Here is a 16,080-nt window from a genome sequence, read left to right as displayed (position 1 = left end):
CCGGCGCCGGCTTCGTCGTCGCCATCTGCGGCGAGATCATGACCATGCCCGGCCTGCCCTCGAAGCCGTCCTCCGAAAACATCCGCCTCAACGAACAGGGCCAGATCGAAGGACTGAGCTGAGCGGGTTTCGCTTCCAGACAAAGGCGCCGCCGCAACGCGGCGCCTTTTCTTTTGCTAAAACACTGCTGCGCCCATCACGGGCCGCGCTGGACCACTCGACAGGCGCCGGCTGCAACGGCATGAATCTCCATTTGAGCGAAAGGCCGCATCATGCAGAAATCCATGGAAAAGATCGCCGGCGACACCGAGGGCGTCGCTTATGAATTTCCGGTCTTCCGCTTCCAGGGTTCGGACGGGAACGCGCCGCGCGCCTATCTGCAGGCGGCGCTGCATGCCGGCGAACTGCCCGGCACCGTCGCCATCGACGCGCTGATGCCGATGCTGGAAAAAGCCGAAGCCGAAGGGCGCATCCGCGGCTCCATCACGGTGGTGCCCTGGGCCAACCCCATCGGGCGCGCGCAATATTTCCTTGGCGACCAGCAGGGCCGCTTCCACCTCGGCACCCGCACCAATTTCAATCGCAGCTTCCCGCTGGTCGAGCGCCCGGATCCCGCGCTCCTGCCTGACACCTCGCTGGCGAGCGTGGACATGAAGCTCAAGGCCAGGCTTCTGGCGCTGTCGTTCGGCCATGACATCGTGCTCGATCTGCACTGCGACGACGAAAGCGTCGCCTATCTCTATGTTCCCGCCGAGCTGTGGCCGGCGATGCAGGACTGCGCGGCGGCGATGGGCGTCGAAGCGGTGCTTCTGTGGCGGGGCGCGAGCGACTCGGCGTTCGAGGAGGCCTCTGTCCATCCCTATCTGACGGGCGCGCGCGACCGGCTCGACAAGGTCGTGGTGACGACGGTCGAATATCGCGGCATCGGTGACGTGGATGGGCCCCTGGCCAAGTCCGACGCCGAGGGCCTCTACCGGCTGCTGGCGGCTCGCGGCGTCGTCGCCGACCCAGCCATGTCCGCCCCCGGCGCCTTCGAAGGCGTCGTCGCGCCGCTCGAGAACATCGAGATGATGTCCGCTCCGAAGGCCGGCGCCATCCTCTACGACGTCGAGCCCGGCGACCGGGTAAAAAAGGGCGACCGGCTCGCCACCATCGTCCACGCGCCGGGCGAGAAGGACGGCCGCGTGGAGGTCTTGGCCCCGCAGGACGGCTATATCCTCACCCGGCGCTCGCATCGCATCACCCGCGCCGGCGACGACCTGGTCAAGCTGGTCGGCGCAAAGCGCAGCACCGACGCCCGTTCCGGCACTCTGGAAGACTGAGCCGTTGCGGGCTCCATCTCGCCGGCGCAGCCATGGAGCGCCGGGCTTTGCAAATCCGCTTGCCCAAGGCGGCGTTCGCCGCTATGGGTTTTGCCATGAACATGCGCTCCTCGAAGACTGCTTGGTGGTGGGCCATCTAGAAGCGGCCTGGGCAAGCGCGTGCGCGTGAACATGGATGGTGGCCGCAACGGAATGTCCGGGCGGCCATTTGTTTTTTCAGCCTCCGGGTCCGTTGCCCCAGAAGCGAATGGAGACGGCAATGACGGTGGAAATCCTGGACAATGGCGCCGAGCGCTTCGTGACGGCGGGCGGCATAGCCATCACCCGCGAGCGCCACGAGCAGCCCTATGCCGGTGCGATCGAGGCCTATCTCGACGGGCTGAACGAGCGCCGCGGCGCGGTGTTCTCGTCCAATTATGAATATCCCGGCCGCTATACGCGCTGGGACACCGCCATCATCGATCCGCCGCTGGCGATTTCGGCGCGCGGCCGCGCCATGAAGATCGAGGCGCTGAACCGGCGTGGCGAGGCGCTTTTGCCGGCCATCGGCAAGGCGGTCGGTGCGCTCTCCGAAGTGAAGCTCCGCGAAAGCACGAACAGGCTGATCCGGCTCGAGGTCGAAACGCCTGGCCGGACCTTCACCGAGGAGGAGCGCAGCCGCGCGCCTTCCGTCTTCTCCGTGCTGCGGGCGATAACCAATCTGTTCAAGTCGCCGGAAGACGCCAATCTCGGCCTCTACGGCGCCTTCGGCTACGATCTCGCCTTCCAGTTCGATCCGGTGGAATACAGGCTGGTGCGCAGTGAAAGCCAGCGCGATCTGGTGCTTTACCTGCCTGACGCCATCCTCGTGGTCGATCATTATTCGGCCAAGGCCTGGACCGACCGCTATGACTATGCCGGCGACGGTTTCTCGACCGCGGGCCTGCCGCGCGATACGCCCGTCGAACCGTTCAAGCCTGCCGACCGCATCCCGCCGCGCGGCGACCACGAACCGGGCGAATATGCCCGTCTGGTCGAGCGCGCCAAGGAAAGCTTCCACCGCGGCGACCTGTTCGAGGTGGTGCCGGGCCAGATGTTCTACGAGCGCTGCGAGACTGCGCCTTCCGACATCTCGCGCAAGCTCAAGGCGATAAACCCCTCGCCCTATTCCTTCTTCATCAACCTGGGCGAAGGCGAGTATCTGGTGGGCGCTTCGCCGGAGATGTTCGTGCGCGTCAACGGCCGCCGCGTCGAGACCTGCCCGATCTCGGGCACCATCAAGCGCGGCGACGACGCCATCGCTGACGCCGAGCAGATCATCAAGCTGCTCAACTCCAAGAAGGACGAATCCGAGCTGACCATGTGCTCGGACGTGGACCGCAACGACAAGAGCCGTGTCTGCGAGCCAGGCTCCGTGCGCGTCATCGGCCGGCGCCAGATCGAGATGTATTCGCGCCTGATCCACACCGTGGACCATATCGAAGGCCGCCTGCGCGCCGACATGGACGCTTTCGACGCCTTCCTGACCCACGCCTGGGCGGTCACCGTCACTGGCGCGCCGAAATTGTGGGCCATGCGCTTCATCGAGCAGAATGAAAAGAGCCCGCGCGCCTGGTATGGCGGCGCCATCGGCATGGTTCATTTCAACGGCGACCTGAACACCGGCCTGACGCTGCGCACCATCCGCATCAAGGACGGCATCGCCGAAGTGCGCGCCGGCGCGACGCTGCTCTACGATTCCGTCCCAGAGGACGAGGAAGCCGAAACCGAACTGAAGGCATCAGCCATGCTCTCCGCCATACGCGACGCCAAGGCCGGCAACTCCCCTTCCACCGAGCGGGCCACCGCCCGCGTCGGCGAGGGCGTCAACGTCCTGCTGGTCGATCACGAGGACAGCTTCGTCCACACGCTGGCCAATTATTTCCGCCAGACCGGAGCCAATGTCTCCACCGTGCGCACGCCGGTCGCGGACGAGTTGTTCGATCGCCTCAAGCCCGACCTGGTGGTGCTTTCCCCCGGCCCCGGAACGCCGAAGGATTTCGACTGCGCGGCCACCATCAAAAAGGCGCGGGCGCGCGACCTGCCGATCTTCGGCGTCTGCCTGGGGCTCCAGGCGCTTGCGGAAGCCTATGGCGGCGAGTTGCGGCAGTTGCGCGTGCCCATGCACGGCAAGCCGTCGCGCATCAGGGTGTCGAAGCCGGGCATCATCTTCTCCGGCCTGCCGAACGAGGTCACCGTCGGCCGCTACCACTCCATCTTCGCCGATCCGGCCACGCTGCCCAGGGACTTCACCGTCACCGCCGAAACGGACGACGGCGTCATCATGGCCTTCGAACATGATAAGGAGCCGGTGGCGGCAGTCCAGTTCCATCCCGAATCGATCATGTCGCTCGGCCATGATGCGGGCATGCGCATGATCGAGAATGTCGTGGCGCACCTGCCGCGCAAGGCGAAGGAAAAGGCGGCCTGACCGGACGATGACCGCGAGCGCAGACAGAAACGCCGCGTCCAAACGCAGGATCGCCACGCTGGCCTTCTGGTCGATCGCCGTCGCCTTCGTCGTGACGGCGCTGAAGCTGCTTGCCTGGCGCCTGACCGGCTCTGTCGCGCTCTATTCCGATGCGCTGGAATCGATCGCCAACGTCGTCACGGCGATCGCGGCCTATTGGGCGATCCTCGTCAGCCACACGCCGGCGGACGAAGATCATCCCTTCGGCCATCACAAGGCCGAATATTTCTCGGCCGTGCTGGAAGGCGTGCTGATCGTGGTGGCGGCGCTGCTGATCATCGCCAAGGTCTGGCAATCGCTGAGCAATCCGGCGCCCTTGGACGAACCCTGGCAGGGCCTCGCCGTGAACACCGGCGCGGCCGTCATCAACGCGGTCTGGGCGTGGGTCCTCATCAGCAACGGCCGCGCGCAAAGGTCCCCTGCCCTGGTCGCCGACGGCCAGCATGTCATGACCGACGTGGTCACGTCGGCCGGCGTGCTCATCGGCCTGGTCGCCGCCATCTTCACCGGCTGGCACCTGCTCGATCCGCTGCTCGCGCTCATCGTGGCCATGAACATCCTCTACCAGGGCTGGAAGGTGACCAGCGCGTCTCTGAGCGGCCTGATGGACCGCGCCGTGGACATCCAGGAGAACATGCGCATCCGCGACGTCATCTCCGCCAACTCGAAGGGCGCTCTGGAGGTGCACGACCTCAAGACCCGGGCGGCAGGTCGCGCCACTTTCATCGAGTTCCATCTGGTCGTGAATGCGGACATGACCGTCGGCGAAAGCCATGTCATCTGCGATCGCATCGAGGATGCGCTCAAGGCGGAAATACCGTCGGTCCGCGTCACCATCCATGTCGAGCCCGACGACGAGGCCAAACTGCCGAAGGGCACAGCCGCCGTTCCCTTCGCCTGAGGCCGGGGGCGGCACAATCTGCTGTCGGGGACTTGAACCCCGCGCCCGGAACGGACAAACTTCTTCCCGAGCGCCGCGCAAGGCGTGTCGCCGTTCAACCCTGGCGACAGGCGCCGGACGGTGGGCGACGCAGGGAGAAGACCATGTATGGCCTGATCGGCAAGATTCGCATCGCCCCCGGCAAGCGCGAGGATGTCATCGCCATCCTGCTGGAAGCGACGAGCGCCCTGCCGGGCTGCCTCAACTACATCGTGGCGCGCGATCCCGCCGACACCACGGCGCTCTGGGTAACGGAAGTGTGGACGGACGCCGAAAGCCACAAGGCTTCGCTGGCCCGGCCCGACGTCCAGGCCGCCATCGCCAAGGCGAGGCCGATGATTTCCGGGTTCGATTTCCAGGTGGAAACCGCCCCTGTGGGCGGTTTCGGCCTGTCGAAATAGTCGCCCGCGCGGCGGCTCCGGTCTCCCATGGCGCGATGGCCCATGGATGGCTCTTGTCTCGGCCGACCGGGTCCTGTAAGAGAGCCTCGATGAAAACGCGTCCCGCATCGACTGTCTCCCGCCCGGCCATCCTGGCCGGCGAGACCGTGCGCGCGCTTGCTTCCGGCCTGCTGCTTCTCGGCCTTATCGGCGATCGCCGGGCTCGTTGAAGGAGCGTCCGGCGGTCGATCTTGCCGCCAGGCACGCGCTCCTTTTACTCTTCACAACAGAAACGAGTTTCTGGTTTAAGACCGCCTGATTGATGCGCATCGCGCGCGGCGGCAAAGAGAACGAGACCGAAATGAACAAGATGACTTCCCAATCCACCGCATCGAGCGGTCACGGCATGCCGGCCGCCAGCGTCAAATACGCGCCCTACCCGACCGTCGGCCTCAAGGATCGCACCTGGCCGGACAAGGTGATCGACCACGCGCCGATCTGGTGCTCGGTCGACCTGCGCGACGGCAACCAGGCGCTGATCGATCCCATGGGCCATGAGCGCAAGGCGCGCATGTTCCAGCTCCTGCTCGACATGGGCTTCAAGGAGATCGAGGTCGGCTTCCCCTCCGCCTCGCAGACCGATTTCGACTTCGCCCGCTGGTGCATCGAAGAAGGCAACGTGCCCGACGAGGTCGATCTGCAGGTGCTGGTGCAATGCAGGCCCGAGCTCATCAGCCGCACCTTCGAGGCGCTGCGGGGCGCGAAGACGCCGATCGTCCATTTCTACAACTCCACCAGCGAGTTGCAGCGCCGCGTGGTCTTCGGCAAGGACGTCGCCGGCATCAAGCGGATCGCCACCGACGCCGCCAAGATGATCACCGACATGGCGGCCAAGGCGGGCGGCGGCTACCGCTTCCAGTATTCGCCCGAAAGCTTCACCGGCACCGAGCTGGAAGTGGCGCTGGAGATCTGCAACGCGGTGGCCGAGATCGTGAAGCCGACCCCGGAAAACAAGCTCATCATCAACCTGCCCTCGACCGTGGAGATGGCGACGCCGAACACCTATGCCGACCGCATCGAGTGGATGTGCCGCAATCTCGACAACCGCGAGAACCTGATCATCTCGCTGCATCCGCACAACGACCGCGGCACCGGCATCGCCACCACCGAGCTCGGCCTCATGGCCGGCGCCGACCGCGTCGAAGGCACGTTGTTCGGCAATGGCGAGCGCACCGGCAATGTCGACATCGTCACCCTGGCGCTCAACATGTACACGCAGGGCGTCGATCCGAAGCTCGACTGTTCGGACATCAATCGCATCAAGGATGTATACGAATATTCCAACCAGCTCCGCATCCCGGAGCGCCATCCCTATGTCGGCGAACTGGTCTATACGGCCTTCTCCGGCTCGCACCAGGACGCGATCAACAAGGGCATGAAGGCCAAGCAGGTCGCCAACAAGCCGCTGTGGGAGGTCCCGTACTTGCCGATCGACCCGCAGGACGTGGGCCGTTCCTACGAGGCGATCATCCGCATCAACTCGCAGTCCGGCAAGGGCGGCATCGCCTACGTGCTGCAGGCGGATTACGGCCTCAACCTGCCGCGTGCCCTGCAGGTGGAATTCAGCCAGGACATCCAGGCGATAACCGACGCGGAAGGAAAGGAAGTCTCTCCCAGGCGCATCTACGAACGGTTCATCGAAACCTATGTGGACCAGCCGCAGGGCCGACTGAAATTCGTCGATCACCACACCTATCCCGACGCCGGAACGAAGGGACGGCGGGTCGTGGAGGCGACCATTACGGACGGCGGCCGGGAAATGAAGATCACCGGCCACGGCAACGGCCCGGTGGACGGCTTCATCGACGCGCTGTCGCGCCATATCGGCGCGGAAATGTCCGTGCTCGATTATTCCGAGCATTCGCTCCAGCGCGGCTCCAACGCGTCCGCCATCTGCTACATGGAGGTGGAACACGCCGGCGGCAAAGCCTTCGGCGTGGGTGTCGACACCAACATCTCCTCCGCCTCGCTCGAGGCCGTCGTGTCGGCAGCCAACCGGATCATCGCCGCAAGGTCAGTCTGAAGGCGTGGCCCTTCGGTGACACACTGAGCCCTATCCGCCCGGTCGATTTATTTCGACCGGGTTAATTATTGCCAGCGCAGGTTGCGCTCTTGTACGGGCCCAGCGGCACTATATGATCCTCATCCGACTTGTGCCGGCTTGAAAGGGTTCGACACTTGCAGTCTGCCACGCCTGCCGCCCCCGCAGTGCGCGAAACGCTGGAGCGAGTGCTCGCAAGCAATACATTCGGCCGTTCGGAACGTGCCCGAAAACTGCTGCGCTACCTGGTGGAGCGCGAGCAGGCAGGCGAGGCCGACAAGCTCAAGGGCTATTGCATCGCAATGGACGTTTTCGGCAGGGACGCCGATTTCGATTCGTCCACGGATGCCGTGGTACGCGTGCAGATAGGCCGCCTGCGCGACCTCCTCAAGCAATATGCCGAGGCCGAGGGGGCCGGCGATCCGCTTCGCATCGTCATCCCGCGCGGCAGCTATGCCCCGCTCTACAAGCGGAACCAGGCCTTTGTCCCAACGGCGGAAAAGGCGGAAGAAAAGGCTGCGCGATCCGCGCCGCTCGCCGTGCACGAGGAAAACGCCCCTGCGGCGCCCGCCGGTCCCCCGCCGATGCCCAAAGCCGGGCGCCGGCCCTGGATGGCCTGGCCGCTGGCGGTGATCGCCGGAGCGGCGATAGGCATCCTGCTCGCCACGCAAGGCGGCGCGTTCATGGCCCCCGGACAAAGCCCCGCCATCCACGGCCCCGGTGAATTCACCGGCAGCATCCGCATCGCGACCGCGGACGAACTGCCGCTCGTGTTCCTGGTCGTGCCGGAGCCGGACGAAGGGGTGCAGCGGGTCGCAGCCGCCATGCGGACGGGCCTGTCCGGCTTCGACACGATCGAGTTCATCGGCCGCTCCCCGGCCAGCAAGCCGGATCCGGTCGCCGACCCCATCAGCTTCATCTTCCGTGTCTTGCCCGGCCGGGAAAAGGGCTCGGTGGCCGTGGAACTGCAGAACATCGGCTCGGGCCGTGTCCTGTTCTCCCGGAATCTCGCCGAACGGGATGTCGAGGCCTCGAAAGTGGACGACGCGGTGGCCAGCATATTGAGCGCGGCGGTTCCGGCCTCCGGCACGATCTACGCCTATCTGGACCAGACCGACCTTGACCGCGGCCTCGCGCATTGCCTGCTCCTCAACGACAACTACTATCTCGACCCGAACGCCGGCACGCATGAAAAGGCCTACAGATGTTTTGAGAAGCTGCTGGCCGAGAACGGAAAGTCCGCCATCATCTATTCCGAGATTTCGGCACTCCAGGTCGAAGCCGTGACGGACGGCTACCGATATCCGCCTGACGCGTCGACGGACACGGCGACGGCAATGGCGCATCGCGCCCTGCAGATCGCCTCGTCCAGTCCTTATGTCTACCGCGCCAACGGATTTCTGGATTCGCGCGTCGGCACGGCGGAAGAGTCGATCAGGTGGATGCGGCGAGCCTACGAGCTCAACACCTACGACCTGTCGATGGCGGCCGCCTACGCCTACGCCCTGATCTTCGCCGGCCGGTATGCCGAGGGCACGCCGATCATGGCGCGCGCCGTCGACCTCTCCAGCGCGCATCCGCAATGGTGGGATTTCGCACTGTTCGCCGGCGCCTTGTCGCTCGGAAATATAAGGCAGGCGATCCGCGCCACCGGCCCGTTGAACCCCACCGGCACCAAGCCCCATTATCTTGCGGCCCGTCTCGTCGCCGCGAACCTGGGCGGCGATGTAGGCGAAGAACTGAAGCTGCGCGGCGAACTGACACGACGGTTTCCGGAGTTCGTGCTGAACCCGCGCGCGATCTTCAGGCACCGCAACTTCCCGCCCGACATGACCGAGCTTCTGGTGCGCGCATTGCGGACCGCCGGGCTGGGGACCGGCAGTTGACGATCCCCTCTTCCCGGCTGCACGCCCAGGAAGCCGGCAGCGGCCGCCAAGCGCTCCTGCTGCTGCACGGTTTCGGCGGGTCCGGCGCGGATTGGGCCGGCCTCGTGCCGCGGCTGTCCGAAGCGGCGCATGTGCTGGTCTATGACCTGCCCGGTCACGGCGGCTCGCTCGACCATCCCGGCTCGGGCGGAGCCAGGAACGCCGCGCGCGCGATCCTTGCCGACCTCGATGCGCGCGGCATCGAACATGCGCATGTTGCCGGCCATTCGATGGGCGGGGCGGTCGCCGCGTTGATGGCGATCGCCGCGCCGGAACGCATCGCCTCGCTGACGCTGCTGGCGCCCGGCGGCTTCGGCGAGGAGATTGCGGCAACTCTGCTGCGCCGCTACGCGGCGGCCGCCGGCGCGGAAGACATCCGTGCCTGTCTGGCCGAGATGTCGGGGCCTGGCCACGAGGTTCCCGAGCGTTCGGTGGAGGAACGGCTCGCCGCGCGGCAGCGCCCCGGTCAGACGGCCAGGCTGGTCGAGATCGCCTCTGCCATGACGCGCGACGGACGGCAGGGCATGATCCCGCGAGAGCTGCTTGCAGGCTTGAAGATGCCCGTTTCTGTGCTGTGGGGGACCTTGGACCCCGTCCTTCCGCCCGGCCAGGCCGCGGACCTGCCGCCTGCGTTCCGGCTGCGCCGCATCCCCGGGGCCGGGCACATGCTGATCGACGAGGCGCCGGGCGCGGTCATGGAGACCATCCTGGCAGCGCTCGGCCCCGAACGCGGCGACATCGGCTGAGCCTCGGCGCGGATGCAATCCGCCGGCGGCTGTGATAACACCGCGTTAACCACAGGCGAGGCAGGCTTGATGAAGAACGCCGGCGAAAGCGCGACCCCGACGGAGTCCTCGCGGAGGCTGTCCGAGGCCATCCGCGACGTGAAGAACGCGCTCGCCGATCGCGACGACGTGGTGGTCGATCTGCGCGAGGCGCACCGCATGCGCCTCGATCTGCTGGCTGCCGAACTGGCCCCGGTCTTCGCCGAGGTGCCGGCAGAGATCGACAATTTCGATTTCGCCGTCTCTTCCGGCCTCCAGCCGCGGCTTTGGATCGATGCCGTGAGCCACGTCGCCATGGGCCGCGACCGGCGCACTTACCGTTTCGTCAAGGACACGCGCGCAGGGCGCGTGGTGCTGGCGGAATCCGCCGACATGAAGCCGGTCGTCGACCAGGTGACGCGCTATGTCGCGGAACGGGTGGTCGAGCATCAGCGGCTGATGGAAGGGCCGGCCGAGCCTTTGCCGGGTCTCGCCCGCGCGTCAGCCGCCAATGACGATACTCCGCTCCGCAGGGCCGGAAGCGGCAGCGCGTGGAGAAACGCGCTTTCGGCCCTGGCGTTGCTTGCGGCCGGAGCCCTGGTAGGGCTTGCATTGTCGGTGGTGTTTCTGTGGCCCCGCCTCGCCGAGATGAATCTCAGCTTTTGACGAGCGCCGGCCCCGCGACACCAAGTTCTTCCGTATGCAGGTCGGCCGGCGGCATGGCCGGTCCCGTCAGGCCGCGCCGTGTGAGCCGTATCCGCCAATTGCCTTTCTCGCCGCCAATCTCCAGCAGGTTGTACTGCGCGGCCGGGCGCCTGCCGCCCGGCGCCTGGCCGGCTGCGGCCACGCCGACCACCGGGATCACGGCGCCGCGTCCGGTCCAGTACAGCGTCGGTTCGTGCGAATGACCGTGCAGGATCAGTTCCGCGCCATGGCGATTGATGGTCTTCTGGAAGCGCGCGATGCCGAACAGCCGCTTGTGCTGGGAAACCGCGCCCCTGACCGGCGGATGATGGATCATGATGGCGCGGAACAGGCCGCGCCTGCCGGTCTCGTCCAGGAGCCGCCCCAGCCGCCCCGCCTGCCCTTCCTCGAAGAAGCCGTTGGCCATGAACGGCGCCGTGGCGCGCGCGGTGGAAACGCCGATCAGCGCCACCCCGCCGCGCACCCTCAGATATGGAAAGGAATGCCGGTCCACCGGCCCGTTTGCGCCGTCGCCCGTCATCCAGGGCGCCCAGGCCCGGCACACCTTGTCGAAGGCCCCGGGCACATAGGCGTCGTGATTGCCCGGCACCACCGAGACGTCGTGCGGATCGCCCAGCCCCTCCAGCCACAACCGCGCCATCTCGATCTCGCCGTCGAGCGCGAGGTTGACCAGATCGCCGGTGATCGCGGTATGGGAAGGTTGCTGCGCCTTGATGTCGGCAACGAGGGTGTCGATGACGGCATCGTGCATGTGGCGGCGGCGGTTGCGCTGCCAGTTGACATAGCCCACCACACGCTTGGAGGCGAGATCGCGATAGGTTACATCGGGCAACGGGCCCAGATGGACGTCGGACAAATGCGCAAGCCGGAACATTGCTCCTTCTTATGCGACACGCGCCGGCCTTTCCACCCAAGGTTTCTTGCACGATGACCGAAGCCGATGCGGAACGCCCCTTCCGCCAGACCGGCTTCGCCGGCCTGCGGGCGAAACTATTCCACCTCTATTTCCTGCTGAGACGCCCGATGACGCTCGGCGTGCGCGGCCTTGTCTACGACCGCGCCAGCAATTCCGTCTTCCTGATCCGCCACACCTACGTGCCGGGCTGGCAACTGCCCGGCGGCGGCGTCGAGATCGGCGAAACCATGGAGGAGGCGCTGGCGCGGGAGCTTTCCGAAGAGGGCAACATCACCCTGACCGCGCCGCCCGTGCTGCGTTCCATGCATTTCAACCGGCTGGCGAGCCGGCGCGACCATGTCGCCCTTTTCCTGATAGAGGGCTTTCGCCAGACCGCGCCGAAACTGCGCGACCGCGAGATCGCCGAAGCCGGCTTCTTCGCCCTCGATGCCTTGCCGCAGGGCATCACCCCGGCCACGCTGAGGCGCATCGCCGAAACCCTGGACGACGCGCCTGCTTCCGCGCACTGGTAGGTCAGGCCGCTTTCCGGAACCGTGCGCGGTTATGCGGCGCGTCATAGTCGACCTCCGGTCCGACCGGCACGATGCGCGTCGGATTGATGGTCGGATGGCTGCGATAATAATGTTGCTTGATATGGTGGAGGTTCACCGTCTCGGCCACGCCCGGCACCTGATAGAGATCGCGCAGGTAATTCGACAGGTTGGGATAATCCTCTATGCGGCGCAGGTTGCATTTGAAATGGCCCACATAGACGGGGTCGAAACGCACGAGCGTGGTGAACAGGCGCCAGTCGGCCTCGGTGATGCGGTCGCCGACCAGATAGCGCTGCCGCGACAGGCGGTCCTCCAGCCCGTCAAGGGCGGCGAAAAGCTCTCCGAACGCCTCCTCATAGGCATCCTGCGTCGTGGCGAAGCCGGCACGATAGACGCCGTTGTTGACCGCCGGGTAGACCATGGCATTGATCTCGTCGATCTCCGCCCTGAGCGGCGCTGGATAGAAATCCACGCTCGCGTCGCCCCATTCGTTGAAGGCGGAATTGAGCATGCGGATGATCTCGGAAGATTCGTTGTTGACGATGGTCTGCTGCTTCTTGTCCCACAGCACCGGCACCGTCACCCGCCCCGAATAGGAAGGATCGGCCTTGGTGTAGATCTGGTAGAGGAAGTCGAGCCCGTAGAGCGTGTCGCCGGTCGCTCCGTCCTCTTTCGCGAAGGTCCAGCCGTTCTCGCCCATGAAAGGATGGACGACGGAGATCGAGATGATGTCTTCCAGCTTCTTCAGCTTGCGCAGGATGAGCGTCCGGTGCGCCCAGGGACAGGCCAGCGAAACGTAGAGATGGTAGCGGCCCGGCTCGGCCTTGAAACCACGCCCGCCGTCCTTTGCGGGCTTGCCGTCCGCCGTCACCCAATCGCGCCACTGGGATTGCCCGCGCACGAACTTCCCGCTGCTTTCCTTGGTATCGTACCAGCGGTCCTGCCACTTGCCATCGACCAGCAAACCCATCATTCGCTCCTTTTCGCTTCCGCCCTCAATTTAGGGTCGGGACGCACAACACCAAACCTTTTGTGCTGAACGCACCGTCACCCTGCGGCGGCACGCGAAAAAGGCCGATTGCCCAGCCTGGAATTTGATGCTAGCGGAAGCGCCGTCATGAAGGACATCTTTGCAACGCTCCGGTTCGACCGACGACGAAAGGACGCCCGCGCCTAAGGCGCCGACTGGCGAACGCTGCCGCTTGCGGCATCCCTTCCTCGCATACCGGATCGCAAAGACCATGAGCCTTGCCGACGTGACCTATCTGCCGGAATCTCCGGCGCACGACCCCGAAATCGACGCCATCAACGAAGAAGCCTTCGGGCCCGGCCGTTTCGCCCGCGCCGCCTACAAGATCCGCGAGGCGGGGCCGCATGAGCGCGCGCTGTCCTTCGTGGCGACCGATAACGGCGTGGTGATCGCCTCGGTGCGCATGACGCGTATTGCGGCGGGCGCGGGCAAGGCGCTGCTGCTGGGGCCGCTCGCGGTCCGCCCGGCCTACAAGAACCTCGGCATCGGCCGCAGGCTCGTGGCGCTGGCCATGGAAGCGGCGAAGAACACCGGCTGGCCTGCAGTGGTCCTGGTTGGCGACGAGCCCTATTACGGGCCGCTGGGCTTCCGCAAGATCCCATATGGCCAGCTTTCCATGCCGCGCCCCGTCGATCCCGACAGGTTGCTGGCCCATGAGATCATACCGGGAGCGGTATCGGCGCTTCGCGGCGATCTCGACCATGCCGACGCCCTGCTCAAGGTGGCCGAACCCGCCTGACGGCGACGGCTCCAGCCGTTGCGCTTTGCCGCGCCCCCTCGTAAGCAATTCCCTTGCAATCGAGGAGATGAGGTCATGGACGCAAAAGGCCAGATCGCGATCGTCACCGGAGCCGGCTCGGGCCTGGGCGAGGCCACCGCGCGGGCGCTGCACGCCAGGGGCGCGAAGGTGGCGGTGCTCGACATCGGCATGGAGCGCGCCGCGAAGGTGGCGCAGGACATCGGCGGCATCGCCGTCAGATGCGACGTCAGCAGCGCGGAAGCGGCCGAGGCCGCCGTCGCCGAGGTCGTCGGCAAGCTTGGCGCGCCGCGCATCCTGGTCAATTGCGCCGGCATCGTCATCGGCATGAAGACCGTGGGCAAGGACGGCCCGCATCCGCTCGACCAGTTCCGCAGGGTCATCGAGATCAACCTGATCGGCACCTTCAACATGATCCGCCTCGTTGCCGACCAGGCTGCGAAGCTCGAGCCCCTGGCCGGCGGCGAACGCGGCGTCGTCGTCAATACCGCCTCCGTCGCCGCCTTCGACGGCCAGATCGGCCAGGCCGCCTATTCGGCCTCGAAAGGCGGCGTGGTCGGCATGACGCTGCCGGTGGCGCGCGATCTCGCCCGCTCCGGCATTCGCGTCTGCACCATCGCGCCGGGCATCTTCAAGACGCCCATGATGGCGGGCATGCCGCAGGAGGTGCAGGATTCGCTCGGTGCCGCCGTGCCCTTCCCGCCCCGCCTTGGCGAACCTTCCGAATATGCCGCGCTGGCGATGCATATCGTTGAGAACCAGATGCTGAACGGCGAGACGATCCGCCTGGACGGAGCTATCCGCATGGCGCCAAAATAGCGCTGCCGATCCGGCCGGCCTTTGCCAAGGCCGGCCGTACAGGCAATAAGTTGATATTGAAATTCAACTTAATGATGCGCCAGCGGAGCGATCGAAGCCAGTGGAACAGCCGAAGAAGGACGTTATCCGGGAAACGGACGCAGAGGCGATCCGCCTCGCCAAGACGCTGCTGCGCTCGGCCCGCTTCGGCGCGCTGGCCGTGCTCGATCCGGAAACGGGCGGGCCCCTGGCCAGCCGCGTCGGCGTCGCCACGGATCTGGATGGCACGCCGCTGATCCTGGTTTCGGCGCTCTCCGCGCACACCGGCGCGATCGTCGCCGACCCGCGCTGTTCCCTCCTGCTCGGCGAACCCGGCAAGGGCGACCCGCTGGCGCATCCGCGCATCACCCTGAGTTGCCGGGCCAACAGGCTTCAGCGCGACACGCCCGAGCAGGCACGCGCGCAACGGCGCTATCTCAACCGCAATCCGAAAGCGAAGCTCTATGCCGGCCTCGGCGATTTCTCGATCTTCCGGCTGGAGGTGGAGCGCGCCAGCCTGAACGGCGGCTTCGGCAAGGCCTACCTGCTCTCCCGTGCCGACCTGATCTGCGACGCATCGGTCAACGAAGCGCTTGCCGAGGCCGAGCAGCCGGCGCTGGATCACATGAACGCCGACCATGCGGATGCAATCGCCGTCTATGCAAGCCACTATGCCAGGGCCGGCGGCAGCGGCTGGGTGCTGACCGGCTTCGATGCCGACGGCATGGACCTGGCCGCCGGAGACGAAACCAGGCGCGTCTTCTTCCCCAAGCCGCTCGCAGCGGCGCAGGATCTGCGCCGCACCCTCGTCGAGATGGCCAAGGCCGGAAGCGCGGCACAAGCGCAACAGCCTTAAGGTTTCGTCATCGGTTGGCCTTGTCGGACTTGCCCTCCGGAACGAATGCCCTACCTTGGCTATGCAGCCGCTGATTGTACCGGTTGCTGAGATCGGAATTCCCGGGACGCCATTGCCCCCATGGCGCCCGGCACAGGAGAGCACGGGGCATTGATGAATCCAGGAAAGCGGATCGCCGACGTCGAAGCTGCCGCATCGTTTTTGGCACTGATGGGAAATGAGAAGCGTCTTGCCATCATGAGCCATCTGCTCAACGCGGAAATGTCGGTTGGAGCCATTGCGGAAAAGGTGGACTTGAGCCAGTCGGCCCTTTCCCAGCATCTCGCGAAATTGCGGGCGTCCGGGCTGGTGCAGACGCGCCGCGACAGGCAGATGATCTATTATTCCTGCCAGTCGGACGCGGTGCGCAAGCTGCTGCGCATGCTTGCCGATGTCTTTGGCATCGGCATGCATCCCGCCTTGCCCGAACCCGCCTACACCCACGCCAAGACCGATGAGCTTCTGGACGGGGCCAAGGGTTAAAGAG

Annotated in this window: 16 protein-coding genes; 14 read left to right on the top strand and 2 right to left on the bottom strand. The window is 65.8% G+C overall.

Annotated features, from left to right (window positions below):
* From QU595_RS21445 to QU595_RS21405, 9 genes are all read left to right on the top strand, one after another.
* The coding region (locus QU595_RS21445; protein WP_315925732.1) for a formate--tetrahydrofolate ligase at positions 1 to 122 on the top strand (122 nt) is incomplete at its 5' end.
* 150 nt (positions 123 to 272) lie between these two features.
* The gene (locus tag QU595_RS21440) at positions 273 to 1,322 is read left to right on the top strand and encodes a succinylglutamate desuccinylase/aspartoacylase family protein (RefSeq protein ID WP_315925668.1); all 1,050 of its coding nucleotides are present in this window, start codon (positions 273 to 275) and stop codon (positions 1,320 to 1,322) included.
* A 259-nt stretch (positions 1,323 to 1,581) separates the two neighbouring features.
* Entirely contained in the window at positions 1,582 to 3,771 is a 2,190-nt protein-coding gene (locus tag QU595_RS21435; protein WP_315925666.1) for an anthranilate synthase, read from the top strand.
* 7 nt (positions 3,772 to 3,778) lie between these two features.
* Positions 3,779 to 4,711 carry a cation diffusion facilitator family transporter gene (locus QU595_RS21430; protein ID WP_315925664.1) on the top strand — a complete coding sequence of 311 codons (933 nt, stop codon included), beginning with the start codon at positions 3,779 to 3,781 and terminating at the stop codon, positions 4,709 to 4,711.
* Between the two features lie 143 nt (positions 4,712 to 4,854).
* On the top strand, positions 4,855 to 5,151 hold the full coding sequence (locus tag QU595_RS21425; RefSeq protein WP_315925662.1) for a putative quinol monooxygenase: 297 nt from the start codon (positions 4,855 to 4,857) through the stop codon (positions 5,149 to 5,151).
* Between the two features lie 340 nt (positions 5,152 to 5,491).
* On the top strand, positions 5,492 to 7,213 hold the full coding sequence (gene leuA, locus QU595_RS21420; RefSeq protein WP_315925660.1) for a 2-isopropylmalate synthase: 1,722 nt from the start codon (positions 5,492 to 5,494) through the stop codon (positions 7,211 to 7,213).
* A gap of 155 nt (positions 7,214 to 7,368) precedes the next feature.
* A complete protein-coding gene (locus QU595_RS21415) occupies positions 7,369 to 9,117 on the top strand; it encodes a hypothetical protein (protein WP_315925658.1) in 1,749 nt (582 codons plus the stop codon).
* Positions 9,114 to 9,902 carry an alpha/beta fold hydrolase gene (locus QU595_RS21410; protein WP_315925656.1) on the top strand — a complete coding sequence of 263 codons (789 nt, stop codon included), beginning with the start codon at positions 9,114 to 9,116 and terminating at the stop codon, positions 9,900 to 9,902. Before QU595_RS21415 ends, QU595_RS21410 begins: the two co-directional genes overlap by 4 nt.
* 69 nt (positions 9,903 to 9,971) lie before the next feature.
* Positions 9,972 to 10,586: a hypothetical protein gene (locus tag QU595_RS21405; RefSeq protein WP_315925654.1), complete on the top strand. Its 615-nt coding sequence runs from the start codon at positions 9,972 to 9,974 to the stop codon at positions 10,584 to 10,586.
* Here QU595_RS21405 and QU595_RS21400 read toward each other — a convergent pair.
* Complete coding sequence (locus QU595_RS21400; RefSeq protein WP_315925652.1) at positions 10,576 to 11,499, bottom strand: metallophosphoesterase; 924 nt, start codon at positions 11,497 to 11,499, stop codon at positions 10,576 to 10,578. The genes QU595_RS21405 and QU595_RS21400 overlap by 11 nt on opposite strands.
* Before the next feature lie 53 nt (positions 11,500 to 11,552).
* Here QU595_RS21400 and QU595_RS21395 point away from each other — a divergent pair, with 53 nt between their 5' ends.
* Complete coding sequence (locus tag QU595_RS21395) at positions 11,553 to 12,053, top strand: NUDIX domain-containing protein (RefSeq protein ID WP_315925650.1); 501 nt, start codon at positions 11,553 to 11,555, stop codon at positions 12,051 to 12,053.
* Between the two features lies 1 nt (position 12,054).
* Here the strand turns inward: QU595_RS21395 and QU595_RS21390 are convergent, their stop codons facing one another.
* On the bottom strand, positions 12,055 to 13,044 hold the full coding sequence (locus tag QU595_RS21390; RefSeq protein WP_315925648.1) for a glutathione S-transferase family protein: 990 nt from the start codon (positions 13,042 to 13,044) through the stop codon (positions 12,055 to 12,057).
* A gap of 271 nt (positions 13,045 to 13,315) precedes the next feature.
* Here QU595_RS21390 and QU595_RS21385 point away from each other — a divergent pair, with 271 nt between their 5' ends.
* The 4 genes from QU595_RS21385 (at position 13,316) to QU595_RS21370 (ending at position 16,076) form a co-directional block, all read left to right on the top strand.
* Positions 13,316 to 13,843: an N-acetyltransferase gene (locus QU595_RS21385; RefSeq protein WP_315925646.1), complete on the top strand. Its 528-nt coding sequence runs from the start codon at positions 13,316 to 13,318 to the stop codon at positions 13,841 to 13,843.
* 75 nt (positions 13,844 to 13,918) lie between these two features.
* Positions 13,919 to 14,680, top strand: coding sequence for a 3-hydroxyacyl-CoA dehydrogenase (locus QU595_RS21380; RefSeq protein WP_315925644.1), 762 nt, complete (start codon positions 13,919 to 13,921; stop codon positions 14,678 to 14,680).
* A 100-nt stretch (positions 14,681 to 14,780) separates the two neighbouring features.
* Complete coding sequence (locus QU595_RS21375) at positions 14,781 to 15,554, top strand: HugZ family protein (RefSeq protein WP_315925642.1); 774 nt, start codon at positions 14,781 to 14,783, stop codon at positions 15,552 to 15,554.
* A 153-nt stretch (positions 15,555 to 15,707) separates the two neighbouring features.
* Entirely contained in the window at positions 15,708 to 16,076 is a 369-nt protein-coding gene (locus QU595_RS21370; RefSeq protein ID WP_315925640.1) for a metalloregulator ArsR/SmtB family transcription factor, read from the top strand.
* Positions 16,077 to 16,080 lie beyond the last annotated feature (4 nt).

Origin of the sequence: Mesorhizobium sp. SP-1A (assembly GCF_032460275.1) — a bacterium.
GTDB lineage: Bacteria > Pseudomonadota > Alphaproteobacteria > Rhizobiales > Rhizobiaceae > Mesorhizobium.
This window is presented reverse-complemented; position numbering and strand designations above follow the sequence as displayed.

What these genes read in the sequence shown, in the direction of transcription:
- QU595_RS21440 (WP_315925668.1), top strand. Translation starts at nt 273, where the DNA reads ATGCAGAAATCCATGGAAAAGATCGCCGGCGACACCGAGGGCGTCGCT.
- QU595_RS21435 (WP_315925666.1), top strand. Translation starts at nt 1,582, where the DNA reads ATGACGGTGGAAATCCTGGACAATGGCGCCGAGCGCTTCGTGACGGCG.
- QU595_RS21430 (WP_315925664.1), top strand. Translation starts at nt 3,779, where the DNA reads ATGACCGCGAGCGCAGACAGAAACGCCGCGTCCAAACGCAGGATCGCC.
- QU595_RS21425 (WP_315925662.1), top strand. Translation starts at nt 4,855, where the DNA reads ATGTATGGCCTGATCGGCAAGATTCGCATCGCCCCCGGCAAGCGCGAG.
- leuA (WP_315925660.1), top strand. Translation starts at nt 5,492, where the DNA reads ATGAACAAGATGACTTCCCAATCCACCGCATCGAGCGGTCACGGCATG.
- QU595_RS21405 (WP_315925654.1), top strand. Translation starts at nt 9,972, where the DNA reads ATGAAGAACGCCGGCGAAAGCGCGACCCCGACGGAGTCCTCGCGGAGG.
- QU595_RS21400 (WP_315925652.1), bottom strand. Translation starts at nt 11,499, where the DNA reads ATGTTCCGGCTTGCGCATTTGTCCGACGTCCATCTGGGCCCGTTGCCC.
- QU595_RS21395 (WP_315925650.1), top strand. Translation starts at nt 11,553, where the DNA reads ATGACCGAAGCCGATGCGGAACGCCCCTTCCGCCAGACCGGCTTCGCC.
- QU595_RS21390 (WP_315925648.1), bottom strand. Translation starts at nt 13,044, where the DNA reads ATGGGTTTGCTGGTCGATGGCAAGTGGCAGGACCGCTGGTACGATACC.
- QU595_RS21385 (WP_315925646.1), top strand. Translation starts at nt 13,316, where the DNA reads ATGAGCCTTGCCGACGTGACCTATCTGCCGGAATCTCCGGCGCACGAC.
- QU595_RS21380 (WP_315925644.1), top strand. Translation starts at nt 13,919, where the DNA reads ATGGACGCAAAAGGCCAGATCGCGATCGTCACCGGAGCCGGCTCGGGC.
- QU595_RS21370 (WP_315925640.1), top strand. Translation starts at nt 15,708, where the DNA reads ATGAATCCAGGAAAGCGGATCGCCGACGTCGAAGCTGCCGCATCGTTT.